At 71.3% G+C, this 15,744-nt stretch carries 15 protein-coding genes; 8 read left to right on the top strand and 7 right to left on the bottom strand.

Annotated features, from left to right (window positions below):
- Nucleotides 1-668: 668 nt before the first annotated feature.
- Entirely contained in the window at nt 669-1,160 is a 492-nt protein-coding gene (locus tag C8E87_RS36080; RefSeq protein ID WP_166661396.1) for a YciI family protein, read from the bottom strand.
- Nucleotides 1,161-1,226: 66 nt separating this feature from the next.
- Nucleotides 1,227-2,495 carry a M14 family metallopeptidase gene (locus C8E87_RS36075; protein WP_133877877.1) on the bottom strand — a complete coding sequence of 423 codons (1,269 nt, stop codon included), beginning with the start codon at nt 2,493-2,495 and terminating at the stop codon, nt 1,227-1,229.
- Between the two features lie 130 nt (nt 2,496-2,625).
- Here C8E87_RS36075 and C8E87_RS36070 point away from each other — a divergent pair, with 130 nt between their 5' ends.
- Nucleotides 2,626-3,816 (top strand): sensor histidine kinase, encoded by a 1,191-nt coding sequence (locus C8E87_RS36070; protein WP_239080424.1) that lies wholly within the window; start codon nt 2,626-2,628, stop codon nt 3,814-3,816.
- Nucleotides 3,797-4,315, top strand: coding sequence for a GrpB family protein (locus C8E87_RS36065; RefSeq protein WP_133877876.1), 519 nt, complete (start codon nt 3,797-3,799; stop codon nt 4,313-4,315). Before C8E87_RS36070 ends, C8E87_RS36065 begins: the two co-directional genes overlap by 20 nt.
- 4 nt (nt 4,316-4,319) lie before the next feature.
- On the opposite strand, the gene C8E87_RS36060 is transcribed toward C8E87_RS36065, so the two are convergent.
- Nucleotides 4,320-4,874 carry a hypothetical protein gene (locus C8E87_RS36060; protein WP_133877875.1) on the bottom strand — a complete coding sequence of 185 codons (555 nt, stop codon included), beginning with the start codon at nt 4,872-4,874 and terminating at the stop codon, nt 4,320-4,322.
- 186 nt (nt 4,875-5,060) lie between these two features.
- Here C8E87_RS36060 and C8E87_RS36055 point away from each other — a divergent pair, with 186 nt between their 5' ends.
- The 4 genes from C8E87_RS36055 (at nt 5,061) to C8E87_RS36040 (ending at nt 7,976) form a co-directional block, all read left to right on the top strand.
- Nucleotides 5,061-6,203, top strand: coding sequence for a sensor histidine kinase (locus C8E87_RS36055; RefSeq protein WP_133877874.1), 1,143 nt, complete (start codon nt 5,061-5,063; stop codon nt 6,201-6,203).
- A complete protein-coding gene (locus tag C8E87_RS36050; protein WP_133877873.1) occupies nt 6,200-6,865 on the top strand; it encodes a response regulator in 666 nt (221 codons plus the stop codon). The genes C8E87_RS36055 and C8E87_RS36050 overlap by 4 nt, the downstream gene beginning before the upstream one ends.
- An 86-nt stretch (nt 6,866-6,951) precedes the next feature.
- Nucleotides 6,952-7,755 carry an AfsR/SARP family transcriptional regulator gene (locus C8E87_RS36045; RefSeq protein WP_133877872.1) on the top strand — a complete coding sequence of 268 codons (804 nt, stop codon included), beginning with the start codon at nt 6,952-6,954 and terminating at the stop codon, nt 7,753-7,755.
- Nucleotides 7,756-7,778: 23 nt separating this feature from the next.
- Entirely contained in the window at nt 7,779-7,976 is a 198-nt protein-coding gene (locus C8E87_RS36040) for a hypothetical protein (RefSeq protein ID WP_133877871.1), read from the top strand.
- Nucleotides 7,977-8,036: 60 nt separating this feature from the next.
- Here C8E87_RS36040 and C8E87_RS36035 read toward each other — a convergent pair whose 3' ends face one another.
- Nucleotides 8,037-8,453, bottom strand: coding sequence for a hypothetical protein (locus C8E87_RS36035; RefSeq protein ID WP_133877870.1), 417 nt, complete (start codon nt 8,451-8,453; stop codon nt 8,037-8,039).
- A gap of 67 nt (nt 8,454-8,520) precedes the next feature.
- Nucleotides 8,521-11,367 carry an AfsR/SARP family transcriptional regulator gene (locus tag C8E87_RS36030; RefSeq protein ID WP_166661395.1) on the bottom strand — a complete coding sequence of 949 codons (2,847 nt, stop codon included), beginning with the start codon at nt 11,365-11,367 and terminating at the stop codon, nt 8,521-8,523.
- A 58-nt stretch (nt 11,368-11,425) separates the two neighbouring features.
- On the opposite strand from C8E87_RS36030, the gene C8E87_RS36025 reads away from it, so the two are divergent.
- The gene (locus C8E87_RS36025; protein ID WP_133877868.1) at nt 11,426-11,896 is read left to right on the top strand and encodes a hypothetical protein; all 471 of its coding nucleotides are present in this window, start codon (nt 11,426-11,428) and stop codon (nt 11,894-11,896) included.
- A gap of 1 nt (nt 11,897) precedes the next feature.
- Here the strand turns inward: C8E87_RS36025 and C8E87_RS36020 are convergent, their stop codons facing one another.
- Together C8E87_RS36020 and C8E87_RS36015 are read right to left on the bottom strand one after the other, a co-directional pair.
- The gene (locus C8E87_RS36020; protein ID WP_133877867.1) at nt 11,898-13,682 is read right to left on the bottom strand and encodes a RiPP maturation radical SAM C-methyltransferase; all 1,785 of its coding nucleotides are present in this window, start codon (nt 13,680-13,682) and stop codon (nt 11,898-11,900) included.
- Between the two features lie 13 nt (nt 13,683-13,695).
- Nucleotides 13,696-14,013, bottom strand: coding sequence for a hypothetical protein (locus C8E87_RS36015; protein ID WP_133877866.1), 318 nt, complete (start codon nt 14,011-14,013; stop codon nt 13,696-13,698).
- Between the two features lie 207 nt (nt 14,014-14,220).
- On the opposite strand from C8E87_RS36015, the gene C8E87_RS36010 reads away from it, so the two are divergent.
- Nucleotides 14,221-15,744: a class I SAM-dependent methyltransferase gene (locus tag C8E87_RS36010; RefSeq protein ID WP_133877865.1), complete on the top strand. Its 1,524-nt coding sequence runs from the start codon at nt 14,221-14,223 to the stop codon at nt 15,742-15,744.

Raw genomic sequence — 15,744 nt, 5'->3', positions numbered from 1 at the left:
CCGGGGACGCCTGCCGCAAACCCCGAATCGCCTCGTCTTTCCCATCGCCGACCGCAACCACCGAATGATGAGTTGCACCCACCCGCAGCCGAACAACGGCCGCAAGCGGTCACCGCAACCACCCACCGACCGCGCCCACACAATTCTGTAAAGCTGCACAAGAGCGCCACCCGCTCCGCACGCGCCCAAGCACATCGCCCCTCGCGCACCCCCGACAATGACGAGCAAATAAACCCCTTTAGCCCGACGTTTCGGATACAGGGTTATAGACGGGGGTTCAGGGCGGCTAAGGCGTGGGTTGAGGGCGGGCTGAGGCGCGGGGTCGGCGCAGGTGGGCGCGGAAGGCAGGCGCGGCGGATGACGATGGGTCGGAGCCGAGATCGCGGGTGACTGCCGCAAGGCGCGACAATGGCTTCGCAGCTCGCCGGCTCACGGCTTGACGTGAGGGCCGATGTGCTTGGCCGAGTGCTGGGCGAGTCGCGCCCTTGTGCAGCTTTACAGGATTGTGTGGGCGCGGTCGGCGGGTGGTTGCGGTGACCACTCACGGCCGTTGTTCGGCTGCGGGTGGGTGCAACTCATCATTCGGCGGTTGCGGCCGGAGACTCCAACAGACAAGAAAGGGCGCGGTCGTTGGCGGGACTTAAGGGCAGCGGGTCGGCAAGGGGAAATCAGCGGCGACCACCCCGCCTCCAGGGACGGACCGTGGCGTCCTCGGGAGCCGTTCTCATCGCGGCGTCCAGTGTGGGCGCGTCGAGCAGGGCCGCGCGGCCCAGATGCGCCGCACCGTCGAGAGCGAACAGATCCCCGTACGCGAAAAGGTGTTTGGAGGTTATCGGGGTGACGCCGCCGGTGAGGACCAGGTAACCGGTGTCGTTCGGGACGACTCGGCCCAGCAGGCTGACGTAGCGGCACAGCATCACCGATTCGAAGATGCCGGACAGACAATACGGCTCGGCATAGGCGAACACGCGCGCGGCCGCCACGTCGGGCAGGTCCACAATGTGCACGCTCCCGGTGGGATCCCCACGTTCGTCAACGGTGGGGCCGCGGGCGATGAGACGATCCGCGTACGGGTCGAGAAAGGCCCAATGCCGCTCGGTGAGCTCCATCTTGCGCTCGAGGGAGCCGGGACGGTCGCGGCCGTAGACGAAGAACTGCACGAATACCTCTGTCGGACACGCGAACACCGCCCGGTCGGTGAATCCCGGGCGGCGTCGGCGAAACGGTCAGGAACAGTACGTGGATTGCTTGCCGATCACCTTGTACGGGCAGTCTGCCACTTCGGCGAGCATCAGGGTGGCCTCCCGGTTACGCGTTGTCTCCCGCGTTATGACGCTCGCGGGTGGATAGAAGCCACCGCCGGACGCCGAACGCGGGTACATCTCGAACGTATAGGCAAAGATCTTGTGCGTTCCCCACAGCCAGTCGAGCAGGTCGCCGTCGGTGATGTACAGGTCGGACGACTGTTCCGGGGTGTAGTTGTTGGTCGCGGCCATCTGCCGGCCGAACGTCGAGAAAGTGTTGTAGTCGTCGGCCGTCATGCCGGTGGTGGTGTTCGCGGTGGTGTGCCCGAACGGCCAGAGAACCAGTTCCGAATACGTGTGGAAGTCCATTGCCGCGCGGATCTGCTGCTGTCCGCCCACGACGCGGCTGTTGACGAAGTCGCGCACGGCACGCGTCTCGGGCGCCGAGAAGGCCGCCGTGCCGCGGTAGGTCGCCGAGGACGTGCTGCCCGACGAGCCGCCGCAGCAGCCCCAGCGGTAGCCGTAGTTGCGGTTCAGGTCGGTGCCGACGTTCGACGAGCCGCTGTTGGGCTGCCGGTTCTTGCGCCACGAGCGGTAGCTGCCGGTCGCGACGTCGTACTCCGAGCCGTCCGGGTTGACCGACGGGATGATCCAGAGCTCGCGGCTGTTGACCACGTTGCGGATCCGGCTGTCGCTCGCATAGTTGCTGGTGTAGAGGTCGAGCACGTACAGCGCCATCTCGACGGTCAGGTGCTCACGCGCGTGATGGTTGGCGTCGTAGAGGACCTCGGGCTCGTTCTCGTCCGTGCCCACGTTGTCCGAGATCTTGACGGCGACTATGTCGCGGCCCTCGTACGTCTTGCCGAGCACCCGCTTGGCGGCGATCGACGGATAGGCGGCGACCACGCGGTTCACCTCGGCGATCATCTCGCCGTAGTTGTGGTACGGCGCGTCCGAGGGCGGGAAGTCGAAGGTGGAGAGCAGCGGCTGCACGTCGAAGCCCTGACGCTGCAGGGCGCGGACGTCGGCCGGGGTGGCGGTGATCGTGACGGTGGCGTGCTCGACGCTGTCGATGGCAACGCCGGTGCGGGCGATCAGGTTCCGCTGCCCCTGACCGCGTACGTCGTAGATCTCGTACTGGGCGGGTTCGGTGCTGACGGTCGGCGCGGCGCCGGCGGGCACCCCGGTGAACAGTGCGCCCAGCATCGCCACGGCCAGGGCGGCGGCCACAGCCGTACGTCGTCGTCTCATGAACGACCTCCAGGTGGGGGGATGATGCCCCTCACCCCACCATCGGCGCTGCATAGATGGCAATCTATTCGGTCATGCCAATGACTACCTAACGCCGAGGTGATGGCGGCGTCCGTATACTACGGAAATAGTGCACAACGGTCTTTTCCGGCTCCTGGGGACCGGGCCGCGGGCGGCGGCCCGGCAGGCTGGGGTGCTCCTGGGGCTGGCGGGGTTGCTGGCTCTGCTGGGAACCGCCAGCGACCCCGGACATGCGGACCGGCTCGTGCTGGTGGCGATCTGTGACTTCGCGCTTGCCGCGGTCGCGCTGCTGCCCTGGTGGTCACGGGCGAGGCCGAACGCGCCCGCCTGGCTGGCGCTGCCGTCGTTCGCGGTGCTCGGCCTGTCGACCTGGTCGTTCGGCGGATCGGCCAGCGGCACCGGCCCGTTCCTGGTGCTGATCTACGTGTGGGCGGCGCTGCACTTCCCGCGCTGGATCCTGCTGGCCTACGCCGTGCCGGCGACGCTCGCGTACCTGGCGCCGCTCGTGCTCACCGATCAACCGCCGCTCGTGCTGAGCAGCGCGCTCGTCCTGATGCCGGTCGCGATCACCGTCGCGCTGCTGATCGAGGCCCAGGCCCGCCACCTGCGCCACGAGCGGGAACGCCTGGCCCGCGTCGAGCAGTGGCGCTCGGCCATGATGAGCACGCTCGCTCACGACGTGCGGACACCCCTGGCCACCGTACGGGTGGTGCTGGAGGAACTGGCGGCCGAGGCGGACCCACCCGTCGCGCAGCTGGTCGACGCGGCCCTGCGGCAGACCGCGCGCATCACCGGGCTGGCCGAGGGGCTGCTCGACGCCCAGCGCATCGACCGCGACGGCCGCCTCCAGCTCGACCTGCGCGAATACCCGGCCCGCACGCTCGTGAAGGAGACCCTGACCCACGTGCGCAGCACCGACGCGCCCGTGACGGTCGACGTCGACGACGCGCAGACGCTGCACGTGGACCGGCAGCGCTTCGAGCAGATCCTGGTCAACCTGCTCACCAACGCGATGCGGTACGGCGCGCCGCCGGTCGAGGTGCGCGTCACGCGCGGCGACGGCCACGATCGGCTGGAGGTCCGCGACCACGGTCCCGGCATCCCCGACCATCTGCGCGAACGGTTGTTCCAGCAGTTCGCGGTCGGCGGCCCCCAGGGCATCGGGCTCGGCCTCTGGATCGTCCGGCAGCTGGCCGAGGCGCACGGCGGGCAGGCGTCGGCCGAGGCACGCGACCCGGGAGTGGCCATGGTCGTCACGTTCCCTTCGTCAGGGTCACCCCGTGAGCATCGAGATACGTGACTACGACCCGGCCTGGCCCGCCGCCGCCGAGCGGGCCGTGCGAGAGGCTTGCGCCGCGCTGGGCGACACCGTCACCGTCGCCGAGCACGTGGGCAGCACGGCTGTGCCCGGCCTGCCCGCCAAGCCGATCATCGACCTGATGGCCGCCGCGCCCTCGCTCGACGCCGTACGCGCCCGCGAGGACCGGCTGAGCGAGCTGGGTTACGAGCACGTCGACGCACACATGCCGCGGCGCCTGCTGTACCGTCGGCCCGGGTATCACCTGCACATCGTCACCGCCGACACGTGGGACACCCGCAACCAGCGCATCCTGCGCGACCACCTGCGCGCCAACGACCAGGACAGGGACGCCTACGCCGCCCTGAAACGCGAGCTGGCCGGCTCCGCGGAGGACGCCGACGCCTACACCCGCGGCAAGACCGCCCTCATCCAGCAGATCATGGACAGAGCCCGAGCCGAACGCGGCCTCCCACCCGTCAACGTGTGGGAGGCCGGATAGGTCGCTAAGCGGCCTTCGACGTACGGGCGTTGACGATCAGCAACCAGCCCACGGCGCCCCAGATGGCGCCGGCGAGCAGGTTGCCGCCGGCCTGGGACAGGACGATCGACAGGGGCATGACGAGCCCGGTCGCCACCGCGAGCCAGCGAGGCAGGGCGCGGGTGCGGAAACAGGCGACGGCCAGCATGATCGAGCCGATCAACCAGGACGCGTTGGCGGGCACGGCCACCACGCTGAACCAGGAGTAGTCCCGGTCGTGCAGGTTGGTCGAGGTCGTGCCGAACGCCAGCAGACCGCACCCGAACGCGGCCAGCCCGGCGCCGATGCGGCCGGTTCTCGTGCCGGCCCGCCGGCCCAGCCCGAGGTACGCGGGTATCCACAGCACCAGGGTCAGCGCGATCATGGTCAGCAGGACGTGCTCGGTCCGGTCCACCACCGGGTCGAAGTTCTCGGCACGCACGGTCTGGATCGCGCCGGCCACCGCGGAGGTGACGCCACCGGCCAGGCCGGCCCATCCGGCGTACGCGACAGTGCGGTTGATCGTTGTCGTTGCGGTCATTTCCCCAGGCCCTTTCGGTGTTTCTCGGTCGAGGAAGAACCTAGGGATCGCGACCCGCCCGGCACGTCGGCCGCGAGTCGGCGACCCGGGCCACCGCGTGGCGCGATCTTGATACACCGTACGGACGATGCCGATGCGACCGCGGGATGACGTGCTCGCGCCCGGCGGTCGCCTACCGTCACCTGCGTGGACGACGCCCTCAACACGATCACCCGCGTGCCGCGCCGCCCGCCGCCGGTCGACGTCGCGCTGACCGTGGGCCTGATGGCCTGGGCGGTTGCCGAGGCGCTGGTGGCCGCCGGGCCGGGTGGCCTCCCCGGACGGCTGGCGTTCGCGATCGCCGTGACGCTGCCTCTGCTCGTACGCCGGAAAGCGCCCTTGATCGTCCTGGCGGCGCTGGTGGTGACCCTGCTCGTACGGGTGTGGGCCGTGCCCGGCGCCGAGGAGAGCACCTTTCCGTTCCCCAGCCTGCTCGTGGCCGTCGTCTCGGTGGCGCTCTACGAACGGCAGGTGGTGGCGGCCGTCCTGGGCGGCCTGACCGCTCTGGGCGCGATGCTGTCGCTCTACCCGCTGGGCTACTACGCCGATACCCCGTCGCTCGGCCAGGTCGTCATTCTGACCTTCTTCATCTCGGGCGCGTGGGCCGCCGGCTATCTCGTCCGCGTGCGCGCCGCGCAGGCCGCCGCCGCCCAGCGCGCGACCGTCGAGGCCGTGGCGACCGAACGCGAGCGGATCGCCCGGGAGCTGCATGACGTGGTCGCCCACTCGCTGTCGATCATCGCCGTGCAGACCGGCGCGGCCGAGGAGCTGATCGCGCTGGACCCCGCCCTGGCCCGCGAGCACGTGGCCGCGGCCCGCCGCACCGCCCGCGAGGCCTTGACCGAGATGCGGCACGTGCTCGACGTGCAGCGCGAGCCGTCCCAGCATGCCGACCTGGCGCCGCAGCCGACCCTGGAACGGGTGCGGGACGTGGTCGACGAGGTACGTGCGGCCGGCCTGCCGGTCACGTTGCGGGTCGACGGCGCGCGGGGCTCGGTGCCGGCCGGCCTCGACCTGGCTGGCTACCGCATCGTGCAGGAGGCGCTCACCAACGTGCTCCGGCACGCGGGAGCAGCTGAGACCTGCGTGCACGTCCTGTACGAGCCGCGCGGCATCGAGCTCGAGATCGTCAACGAGGCCGGCCCGCTCACCAGCCGCGACACCTCCGGCAGCGGCCGGGGGCTGGTCGGCATGCGCGAACGGGTGCGCCTCTACGGTGGCACGGTCACCGCCGCCCCGGACCGCGGCGGTTTCCGCGTCCACGCTCGTCTGCCCAGGGAGAACTCATGATCACGGTGCTGGTCGCGGACGACCACGCGCTCATCCGCTCCGGTCTGGCCGGCATGCTCGGCGCCCAGCCCGACCTGACGATCGTCGGTGCGGCCGCCGACGGCGCCGAGGCGGTCAGGATGGCCGCCGAGCTCTCCCCCGACGTGGTGGTCATGGACATCCGCATGCCGACGCTCGACGGCATCGAGGCCACCCGCCGCATCCGGGCCGCCGCCGAGGCGCCGGCCGTGCTGGTGCTGACCACCTTCGACCTGGACGAGTACGTCTACGACGCGCTGCGCGCCGGAGCCGGCGGCTTCCTGCTCAAGGACGCCCCGCCCGGCCAGCTCGCCGAGGCCGTCCGCACGGTGGCCGCCGGTGATTCGCTGCTTGCCCCGGCCGTGACCCGCCGGCTGATCACCCGCTTCCTGCGCGTGCCCCCGTCGGCCGCCGCCACGGCCGCGGCGGCCGACCGGCTGACCGAGCGGGAGCTGGAGGTTCTGCGGCTGATCGCCCGTGGCCAGAGCAACACCGAGATCGCCGCCCGGTTGTTCCTGTCCGACGCCACGGTGAAGACCCACGTCAGCCGGGTGCTGACCAAGCTGGGCCTGCGCGACCGGGTGCAGGCCGTGGTCTACGCCTACGAGAACGGCCTGGTCACACCGGGCGAGGACGAGACCTGACCGGCGGCCGGCGGGCACACTGCAACGACGACTGCAACGGCCAGTGCAAGCACGCCGGGCAACATGATTGGCTGAAGGGGGCAGCCATGACTGATCCGAGCGACGGACGACCGCTGCTGGCCGCACGCCTTCTGGGCGGCTTCCGAATCACGATCGACGGTGTCCTGGTCGACACCGCCTCGCGCCGGCGCACCCGGCACGTGCTCGCCTACCTGCTGACCCACCGCCGGGCCGCCGTCCCGCGCGACGTGCTCACCGAGACGTTCTGGCCGCGGGCGACGCCGGCCGCCGCCCGCAACAACCTGCACGTCACGCTGAGCGGGGTGCGCCAGGTGCTGCGCGCGGCCCACCCCCTCGCCGGGGTGGAACGCCGGTTCGACACCTACCGGCTGACCGGCGCGATCGACGTCTGGACCGACGTCGAGCAGTTCGAGCACCACCGTGCGGAGGCCGACCAGCTCGAGCGGCGCGGCGCGCACGCGGCCGCGATGCGCGAGCGGGAGGCCGCCTGCCAGCTGTACGAGGCGGACTTCCTGGAGGACGACCGGTATCTCGACTGGGCCGTGCCGGTCCGGGAGTCGCTGCGGCTCGACATGATCGACCTGCAGAGCCGGCTGATCGACGGCTACCTGGAGGAAGGCACGTACGGCCCGGCCACCTTCCTGGCCCGGCGCCTGGTCGAGGCCGACCCCTGCAACGAGCCCGTGAACCGGCAGCTCATGGCCTGCTACGCGGCGGCCGGGCTGCGGCACCTCGCGCTCGCGCAGTACCACCGGCTGGCCGAGCGTCTGTGGGAGAGCCTGCGGGTGCGGCCGTCCTCCGCCACCACCGCGTACTTTCACGAACTGCGCAACCCCCGGCACGACGGGCTGACCCTGATTGCGTCGTGACGGCAGAAGCGTACGGTCGGGGGATGGCTACCGAGCATCGGCTGACAGCCACCGCGAGCCCCGGTGGACTGTTGTTCACCTGCGAGGACGACCTGTGCGGCCGTCGCCTCGTCATCGACCGGCAGACCGGCGAGATGACGGTGATCGACCACGGCGACCGCGCCGCCCTGCACAGCGGGTCGATCGGCGGGGTCGTCCTGGCCACCCCGGACGTCACCTGAGCCCGCGGACACCGATGGCGACCTCCGAGCAGGGAGGCCGCCATCGGGCGTCGGGTGCGATCAGGCGATCCGGACCACCGGCCCCTCCACCAGGGCGGCGACATCGCTGTTCTGGCCGAAGTTGCGGTGCGTCAGCACCGTGACCAGCTTGTAGATGCCGCCGGCGGGCGGAGTGGGGTTGTTCGGCAGGGTCGGCGGCACGATGACCGTCGTGCTGTAGGTGGTTCCTCCGTTGAGCGACACGGTCTGGCTGCCGACGCGCGCCTCCGGGCCGGGCCCGATCGACTCGGCGTAGACGCTGACGGTCCACACCCCACCCATCAGCAGGGCGGCCACGGCCGGGATCTCCCACTTGGTCTCGACCTTGAACGGCTGGGAGGCCTCCAGCACGTTGGTCGGATCCCCGTTGTTGTCCTGTACCTCGGCGGTGAAGGTTCCCTTCGGGAACGGCTGGTTCGGGAACTGGATGTCGGACATCTTTTCCTCTCCGTGACAGCGCGCGCTGTCACGGGGCCCAGAGTGCGGCGCGCTCATTCGCGGGTTCTTACTCCTGGCTTAGCAGCCCGATCCGATCCGCTAAGAGCCGGGAACGCGCCTCGGCCACGGCCGGCGCGTCCAGTTGCTCCAGCACCTCCGCCGCCCGCTGCCAGGCCGCGACGGCCGACACGCGGTCCCCGGCCGCGGCGCGGGCATCCCCGAGCGCGATGAGCGCGTGCCCCTCGTCGAAGCGGTCGCCGAACTCGACGTACAGCTCGATCGCCTCGGTGTAGTAGTCCGCGGACTCGTCGAACCGGCCGAGCTGGAAGTAGGCCCGGCCGACGCTGTCGAGCGTGTCGGCCTGATCCCAGCGGTCGCCGAGCCGGCGCTGCAACTCCAGGGCGTGCCGGCAGTAGTGCAGCGCCTTCTCGTGCTCGCCGAGGCGGGAGTGGAACCAGCCGAGCGCGTTGAGTGCCCGCGCCTCCCCGGTCTCGTGCCCGCCCCGCCGGAAATGGTCCAGAGCCTGCTGGACGTAGCCGAGGGCTTCGTGATACTCGCCCTCGCAGTCGAGAACCCAGGCCAGCGATCGGCGCGCGTGCCCCATGCCGATGTGCTCGCCGAGGTTCTCGAAGGTGCGGTACGCGATGTTCAGCTGCTGGCGGGCCTCGGCATACCGGCCCAGGCGGATGTATCCCACCGCCAGCCCGACCCTGGTGACCGCCTCACCGCGCGGCTCGGTCATGCGCTTCGCCGCGGCCAGGGCCAGTTCCTGCGCGGCGGCGAGGTCGTGGGCGCGGCCCTGCCGGTCGAGGAACGGGATCAGCGTCCAGCCCAGCTGCCAGGCGTGCCGGTCGTAGCCGTCGTGGACAGCCTGCCGCAGCGAGGCCAGCAGCACCGGTTCCTCGGCTGCGAACCAGGCGAGCGCGGCCTGCTGGTCGGCCGGTTGCTCGGTGCGAGCGCCGGGGACGGCCGGTTCCAGGCCGATCAGGTCGTCACGGAACTCGCCGAGCCGGCGGTCGGCGGCGTACGCGGTGTGCAGGTAGTGGTCCAGCGAGCGCCGGACCGCGGCCCGCCGCTCGTCGGGCGACTCGGTGGCGGCGACCAGCTCCGCGGCGTACGCGCGCAGCAGGTCGTGCAGCACGAACCGGCCCGGGGCGCGTTCGGCGATCAGGTGGGCGCGGGCCAGCTCGTTGATCTGCGCGCGCACCGCGGCGGCGGGCACGGCGGCCAGTCCCCCGGCGGCGGCGATCGAGATGTCGGGGCCGGGGTGCAGGCCGAGCAGCCGGAACAGGCGGGCGGCGGGGGCGGTCAGCGCCCGGTACGAGCAGGCGAACACCGCCCGTACGTTCGTGACCAGGTCACCCGCGTCGAACACGTCGAGGCTGCCCTGGGCGCGGCGCAACTCCTCGGCGGTGGCGGAGAGCGGGAACTGCGGATGGGCCGCCGCGCGGGCGACCACGACCGACAGGGCGAGCGGCAGGCGGGCGCAGGCGTCGATGATCTGCCGGACGGCGGCCGGCTCGTCGTGCACCCGGTCGCGCCCGAGCCGCCGCCCGATCAGGTCGCGGGCCTGGCTCGGGCTCATCAGGTCGACGTGCACCGGCCGGGCGCCGTCCAGGGCGACCAGGCTGAGCAGTTCGTTGCGGCTGGTCACGACGACCAGGCAGCCGGGCGTGCCGGGCAGCAGCGGCCGCACCTGGTCGGCGTCGAGGGCGTTGTCGAGCACGATCAGGACGCGCCGGCCGGCCACCGCGCTGCGATAGAGGGCGGCGTGCGCGTCGGGGTCGGCGCCGATCCGGTCCGGCGGCACGGCCAGGGCCTCAAGGAACCCGCGGATGACCTTGCCCGGGTCGGCCGGGGCGCCGGCCGGGTCGAACCCGCGCAGGTTGACGTAGAGCTGGCCTTCGGGGAAGCGCTCCCGTACGCGGTGGGCCCAGGTCACCGCCAGTGTCGTCTTGCCGACGCCGGCCGTTCCCGAGATCGCGGCCACACCGGCCTCGTCCCGGTCGAGGAGCCGGTCGAGCTGCCGGAGCTCGGCCTCACGGCCGACGAAGTCGCCCAGCGCGTGCGGAAGCTGGGCCGGCACGGCGGTCGCTGTCCGGGGCGGCTCGGTGCCGGTGGTCTCTCCGGCCAGGATGCTCTGGTGCAGCTGTCGTAGTGGCGCGGCCGGGTCGACACCGAGCTCGTCGCGCAGCAGCCGCCGGGCGTGCTGGAAAGCGGCCAGCGCGTCGGCCCGCCGCCCGGCCCGGGACAGCGCGAGCATGAGCAGCTCGTGCCACCGTTCGCGCAGCGGGTGCTCGGTGACCAGCCGGCGCAGCTCGTCGACGACCGCGACGGCGTCACCGGCGGCCAGGTCGAGCTCGATGCGGTCCTCCAGCACGCCGAGCACCCGTTCGGCCCGGCGTTCCCGTTCGGCGTCGAGGAACGGGCTGCTCAGGCCGTCGCACAGTGGGCCGCGGACGAGCAGCAGAGCCGTACGCAGCTCGCCGGCGGCGGCTTTGGGGTCGCCGGCGTCGCGCGCCTGCCGGGCCCGGCGCACGGCGGCCTCGAACCGCGCCAGGTCGAACACGTCGTCGCCGACGCCGAGCCGGTAACCCGAGCCGGTCCAGGCCAGCCGGCTGGTCGCGGCGTGCGCGGCGCGATCGGGTTCGAGCACCCGCCGCAAGCCGGACACGTGCCGCTGCACGAGGTTGACCGCGGAGGCCGGGGCGTTCTCACCCCAGACCGCGTCGATCATCGCGGGCACGCTCAGCGGCCGGTCGCCGTGCAGCAGCAGGACCGCCAGCACGACCTGCTGCTGCACGGGCCCCAGCCGGACCGGCCGGCCGTTGCGGTGCACGGCCAGCGGCCCGAGCACGTCGAAGGTCAGTGCAACACGCGGTGCAGCGGGTGCTGCAGCGGCCTCCGTAACCATCGACGCGGACGATGTTCCGGGCGGGTGTCCGTCCCGGACGGGGGAGAAAGGAAACGACATGACCAGGACACTCCTGCCCGTGCTGACCCGGTTGATGATCGGACCGCCGCGCGGGACGGCCCCGGCGCCGCTCGATCAGCCGGTCTTCCCCTGTGACGGTGACGGCTGGTCGGTCACGGCGTGTGCCTCGCCGGCCGAGACGCCGTGCTCGATGCGCGCCGCCGCGGTGGCGTTCGTTCAGTCCGTCGAGGGCGCGGACGGCACATTCGTACGCAGCCTGGTCGTGCAGACGGATGCCTCCGTGCGCAACCCGTACGTGTTCGCCCCGGTGACGCTCGGGATCGCGATCGACGTGGTGGACAACGTGGGCGTCACGCTGGCGACGTTCCGGCACGAGGTGTCGGCCCACCCCTGGGCCGACCCGCGGGGCAACTGCGCGGTGCTCAGCTGGATCGACAACCGGGTGATGCCGGATCCGCGGCTCAATCGCATCGACCATCTTCGTATCCGTTTCTCCAACGCCGTCTGAATCAGCGGCCCGCGACGGCCGGCAGGGCAAGCGCGAGCGCGGTGTCGTCCTCGAGGAGCATCAGGCCCAGCCGGTCGAACTCGGCGAGCGATTCGTGCACGGTGTGCGCGCTCAGACCGAGCGTTTCCCGTACGGCCCGGGCACGCGCCGGACGGTCAGAGCACGCGGAGTAGACGTCGGCGGCGGGCCCGTCGAACGTGTGTGTGCACTCGTGACCCGGGTGGCGCGCGTCGTAGACCTGCAGGAATCGCGGGGCGTGGCGGAATGTCAGGGAGGGCCGCCCGGGCGCGTCCCAGGCGCGCTGCCAGGCCCCGGCCGCACGGCGCAGCCCGTCGTACGCCTCCTCGGGCAGGCCGCCGGCCACCTCGTACTCGAAGAAGTAGGCCACCCGCTCCAGGTCGATCGACGGCGGGTAGACGTACGCGTAGCTTCTCTCGGGCCGGCGGCCGCGGACACGTTCGTCGGTGAACAGCGGGCTGAACCGTTCGAGCCAGATGCGGTCGGCGCCGCCCGGCGGTTGCAGGTGGGCCAGGCGCGGCACCAGAGCGGCCTGCCCGGTGTAGTCGTCGCGGGTCTCGCCGGGGAAGCCCCAGAGCAGGTTCCACTGCACGTCGAGGCCGTAGTACCGCGCCCAGCGCAGCAGGTTGACGTTCTGCGGGGCCGTCGCCCCCTTGCGCATCAGGGCGAGAACGCGCGTGCTCAGCGATTCCAGGCCCGGCTGCACCCGGGTCACCCCGGCCCGGGCCAGCAGCCGCACCTGATCGCGGCGCAGGTTGGCCTTGATCTCGTAGAACAGCTCGTACCCCCGGTCCCGCGCGGCCAGTTCGGGCAGCAGCGTGCGCAGATAGCCGGTGTCGAGGATGTTGTCGACGGCGGCGAAGGTGAAATGCCCGTAGCGGCGGGCCTGCCGGTCGAGCTCCTCGAGGGCGCTGCCCGGCGGCTTGGCGCGGAACCGCATGGTGGTGGCGTTGAGGCCGCAGAACGTGCAGTGATGCTTCTCGCCCCACCAGCAGCCGCGCGACGTCTCGATCGGGATCCAGACCCGGGAGTCGTGATCGGCGCGGAAGAACTCGTCGTAGTCCGGCGCGACGACCGGCAGCGCCGACGGGGGCGCCGGCGGGGTGGCGGTGACCGTGCCGTCGTCGTCACGGCGGATCACCCCGGGAATTCCGGCCGGATTGTCACCGGTCGCGAGGGCGTGCAGTAATTGCGGAAAAGACTCGTCGGCCTCGCCGCGAATCGCGTAGTCGACACAGTCGATCGTGCGAACCCACTCGATCCCCATCTCGTCGTCGAAATTGGCGCCGCCGAACACCGTCACGAGATCGGGAAAGCGATTCTTGAGCCGGCGCGCGAGGGCGAACGACGCGGTGTTCTGCTGAAACGTGCAGGTGAAACCGGCCACACTCGTTTGCCGCCACTCGTAGGTGTTCACCAGGTCGTCGAGATAGGCCGGCACCACCTCGTGCCGGATCCGCAGCAGCTCCTTGCGGTCCGGGAAGCCGCCGGGCAGGTCGTCGAGCAGGGCCGACCCCGGATCGGGGGCGCGGGCGCCGAACGCCGCGACCGAGAACAGCCACTCCCCCAGCATCCGGTCGCGGTGCTGAGCCAGCTGCTCGTAGCGGGCCGGCCCGATCCGCGCGGCGAGATCGAGGTTCGCGTGCAGGGTGCGGGCCGCGAAGCCGTGCTCGCGGACGATCGCGGCCAGCAGCCCGGCCTGGATCGAGGGCCGGTCGGCGCCGTGGAACGGCATCGACACGATCACGACCGGCCCGCGCGTGTTCATCGCCTGTCCCCGGTCACCGCCGCACCCAGATGTTGATCTGCACCGTGGGACCCTCGTCATCGCCGTCCTCGGGCTCCACGACCTCGACCGTCGGTGGGGCCACGGGGCCGATGCGCCGCCCGATACGACCGGTGAACGCGGCCTCCTCGCCGTCGCGACGGCCGTGCACCACCGTGTGGACGGTCGTCTCGCCGAGCAGGGCGTCCCGGCCCGCCCGCAGCAATGCCTCCAGGCTTCCCCGGTCAATTTCTTTGTTGTTCTGCGTGGCTTGGAGGGTCTTGTCGATGAGATCGTCGTACTGGGTGTTCCGGTCAGATGCGGAGTTGTTCATGAGGACCTCCCGAACGGTCACCAGCATTGTTCGGCGGCCGTTGCGGCGAAGTCCATCGAATTGACAAGGGCCGACAGCGACAATGCCCACTAATGTCCGATCATCCGCCGTGGCGATCGGTCGGGTGGCCGACAACCGCGCCATTGATCAAGCGGTGATCGGCGGCCGGACCCCGGGCCGGGAGTCACCCCGTTAAGATCATCGGTCGTGACCGAGACGCCGCGCTACGTGCTCTTCCCGGGTCGGCACCACCTGCTGACCCGGTTCCAGGCCGAGTACCTGCAGCGGCTGGCCGACGAGGGCGCCGGCACGATCGTCTGGGCCGTCACCTCGGCCAACCACGAGAACACCAAACGCAACCCCGTCCCGTACCACCGGCGCGAGGCGGCGATCGAGCGGTTCAGCGTCGAGACCGGGCTGCGGTCGGTGGTCGTGCCGATCTTCGACACCGCCCCGACGGACAGGTTCGCGCAGGTCACACTGAAGACCGTCACGGTGGCCACCGGGCTCGAGCTGACCCCGGCCGACACCCTGGTCGCCTGCTCGACGCCGCAGGTCGCCGCCCTCTACGAGGAGCTGGGCTTCGCGATCGCGCCGGTCGAGGCCGACCCGGCCTTGACGGTGACGCCCGAACGGCCGTGGGACGTGCTGCTGCGGCTGGCCGCCGGTGACGAGTCGTGGCGCAAGCTCGCCCACCCCGCCACGGTCGACGTCTACGACCGCTACGGGCTGCCTGCTGTCGTGCGTACGGTGGTCAACGACCCGGTCGTCGGCGACGAGGGCGGCCTGACCGCGACGCGCGACTACCGCACGTACGTGGAAGCCTTCGCCGACGCCGCCGAGCGCAAATGGGCCGCCGTACGCCGGTACGTGCAGCCGGGCCGGATCGTCGACATCGGCTGCGGCGCCGGCGCGGTGCTCGAACTGGCCGACCGCGACGACGCGCTGCACGAGAGCGACCTGATCGGCGTCGAGGTCGCCCGCCACCTGTACCAGGAATGCGTGCACAAGAAGGCGCAGGGCGTCTTCCGCAACGCCAACGTGTACTTCTACCAGCGCAACGTCCTCGGCGGCGCGGTGCTGCCGGACCGCTCCGTGGACACCACCCTCACGTTCGCGCTCACGCATGAGATCTGGTCGTACGGCAGGCAGCGGGAGTCGCTGGTCGAGTTCGCCCGCCGCATCCACGACCACACCGTCCCCGGCGGCGTCTGGATCAACAGCGACGTCTGCGGCCCCGGCGACCGCACCCGTCCAGTCCTGCTGCGCCTGACCGACGACGACGGGGCAAACCCCGCTTCCCCCCGTACGGACCTCGCCTCCCTGCCCTCGGCCGAGGTGGCCGCCTATGTGGGCGGGTTGTCGACGCGCGCCAAGCTCGACCAGTTCGCGGTCGACTTCGCCTTCCCGTTCGCGTTCGAGGCCCGGCCCGGCGGCACGGTCCGCCTCCCGCTGGGCCAGGCCATGGACTTCCTCACCCGCAAGGACTACACCGACAACTGGCTCTCCGAGACCCACGAGCAGTTCTGCGGCCTCGACTTCGCCGACTGGGTGACCCTGCTGGCCGAGGCCGGCTTCGACCTCGACCCGGCCTCCCACCCCCTGCGCAACGACTGGGTTGTCACCAACCGCATAGCCCCCGTGGCCCAGCTCTTCGCCGACGACGGCGCCCCGATGGACTGGCCCACCACGCACGCCGTGATCGTCGCTCGCCGCCCCCGCAACAGCTGA

This window comes from Paractinoplanes brasiliensis (genome assembly GCF_004362215.1).
GTDB classification, from domain to species: Bacteria; Actinomycetota; Actinomycetes; order Mycobacteriales; family Micromonosporaceae; genus Actinoplanes; species Actinoplanes brasiliensis.
This window is presented reverse-complemented; position numbering and strand designations above follow the sequence as displayed.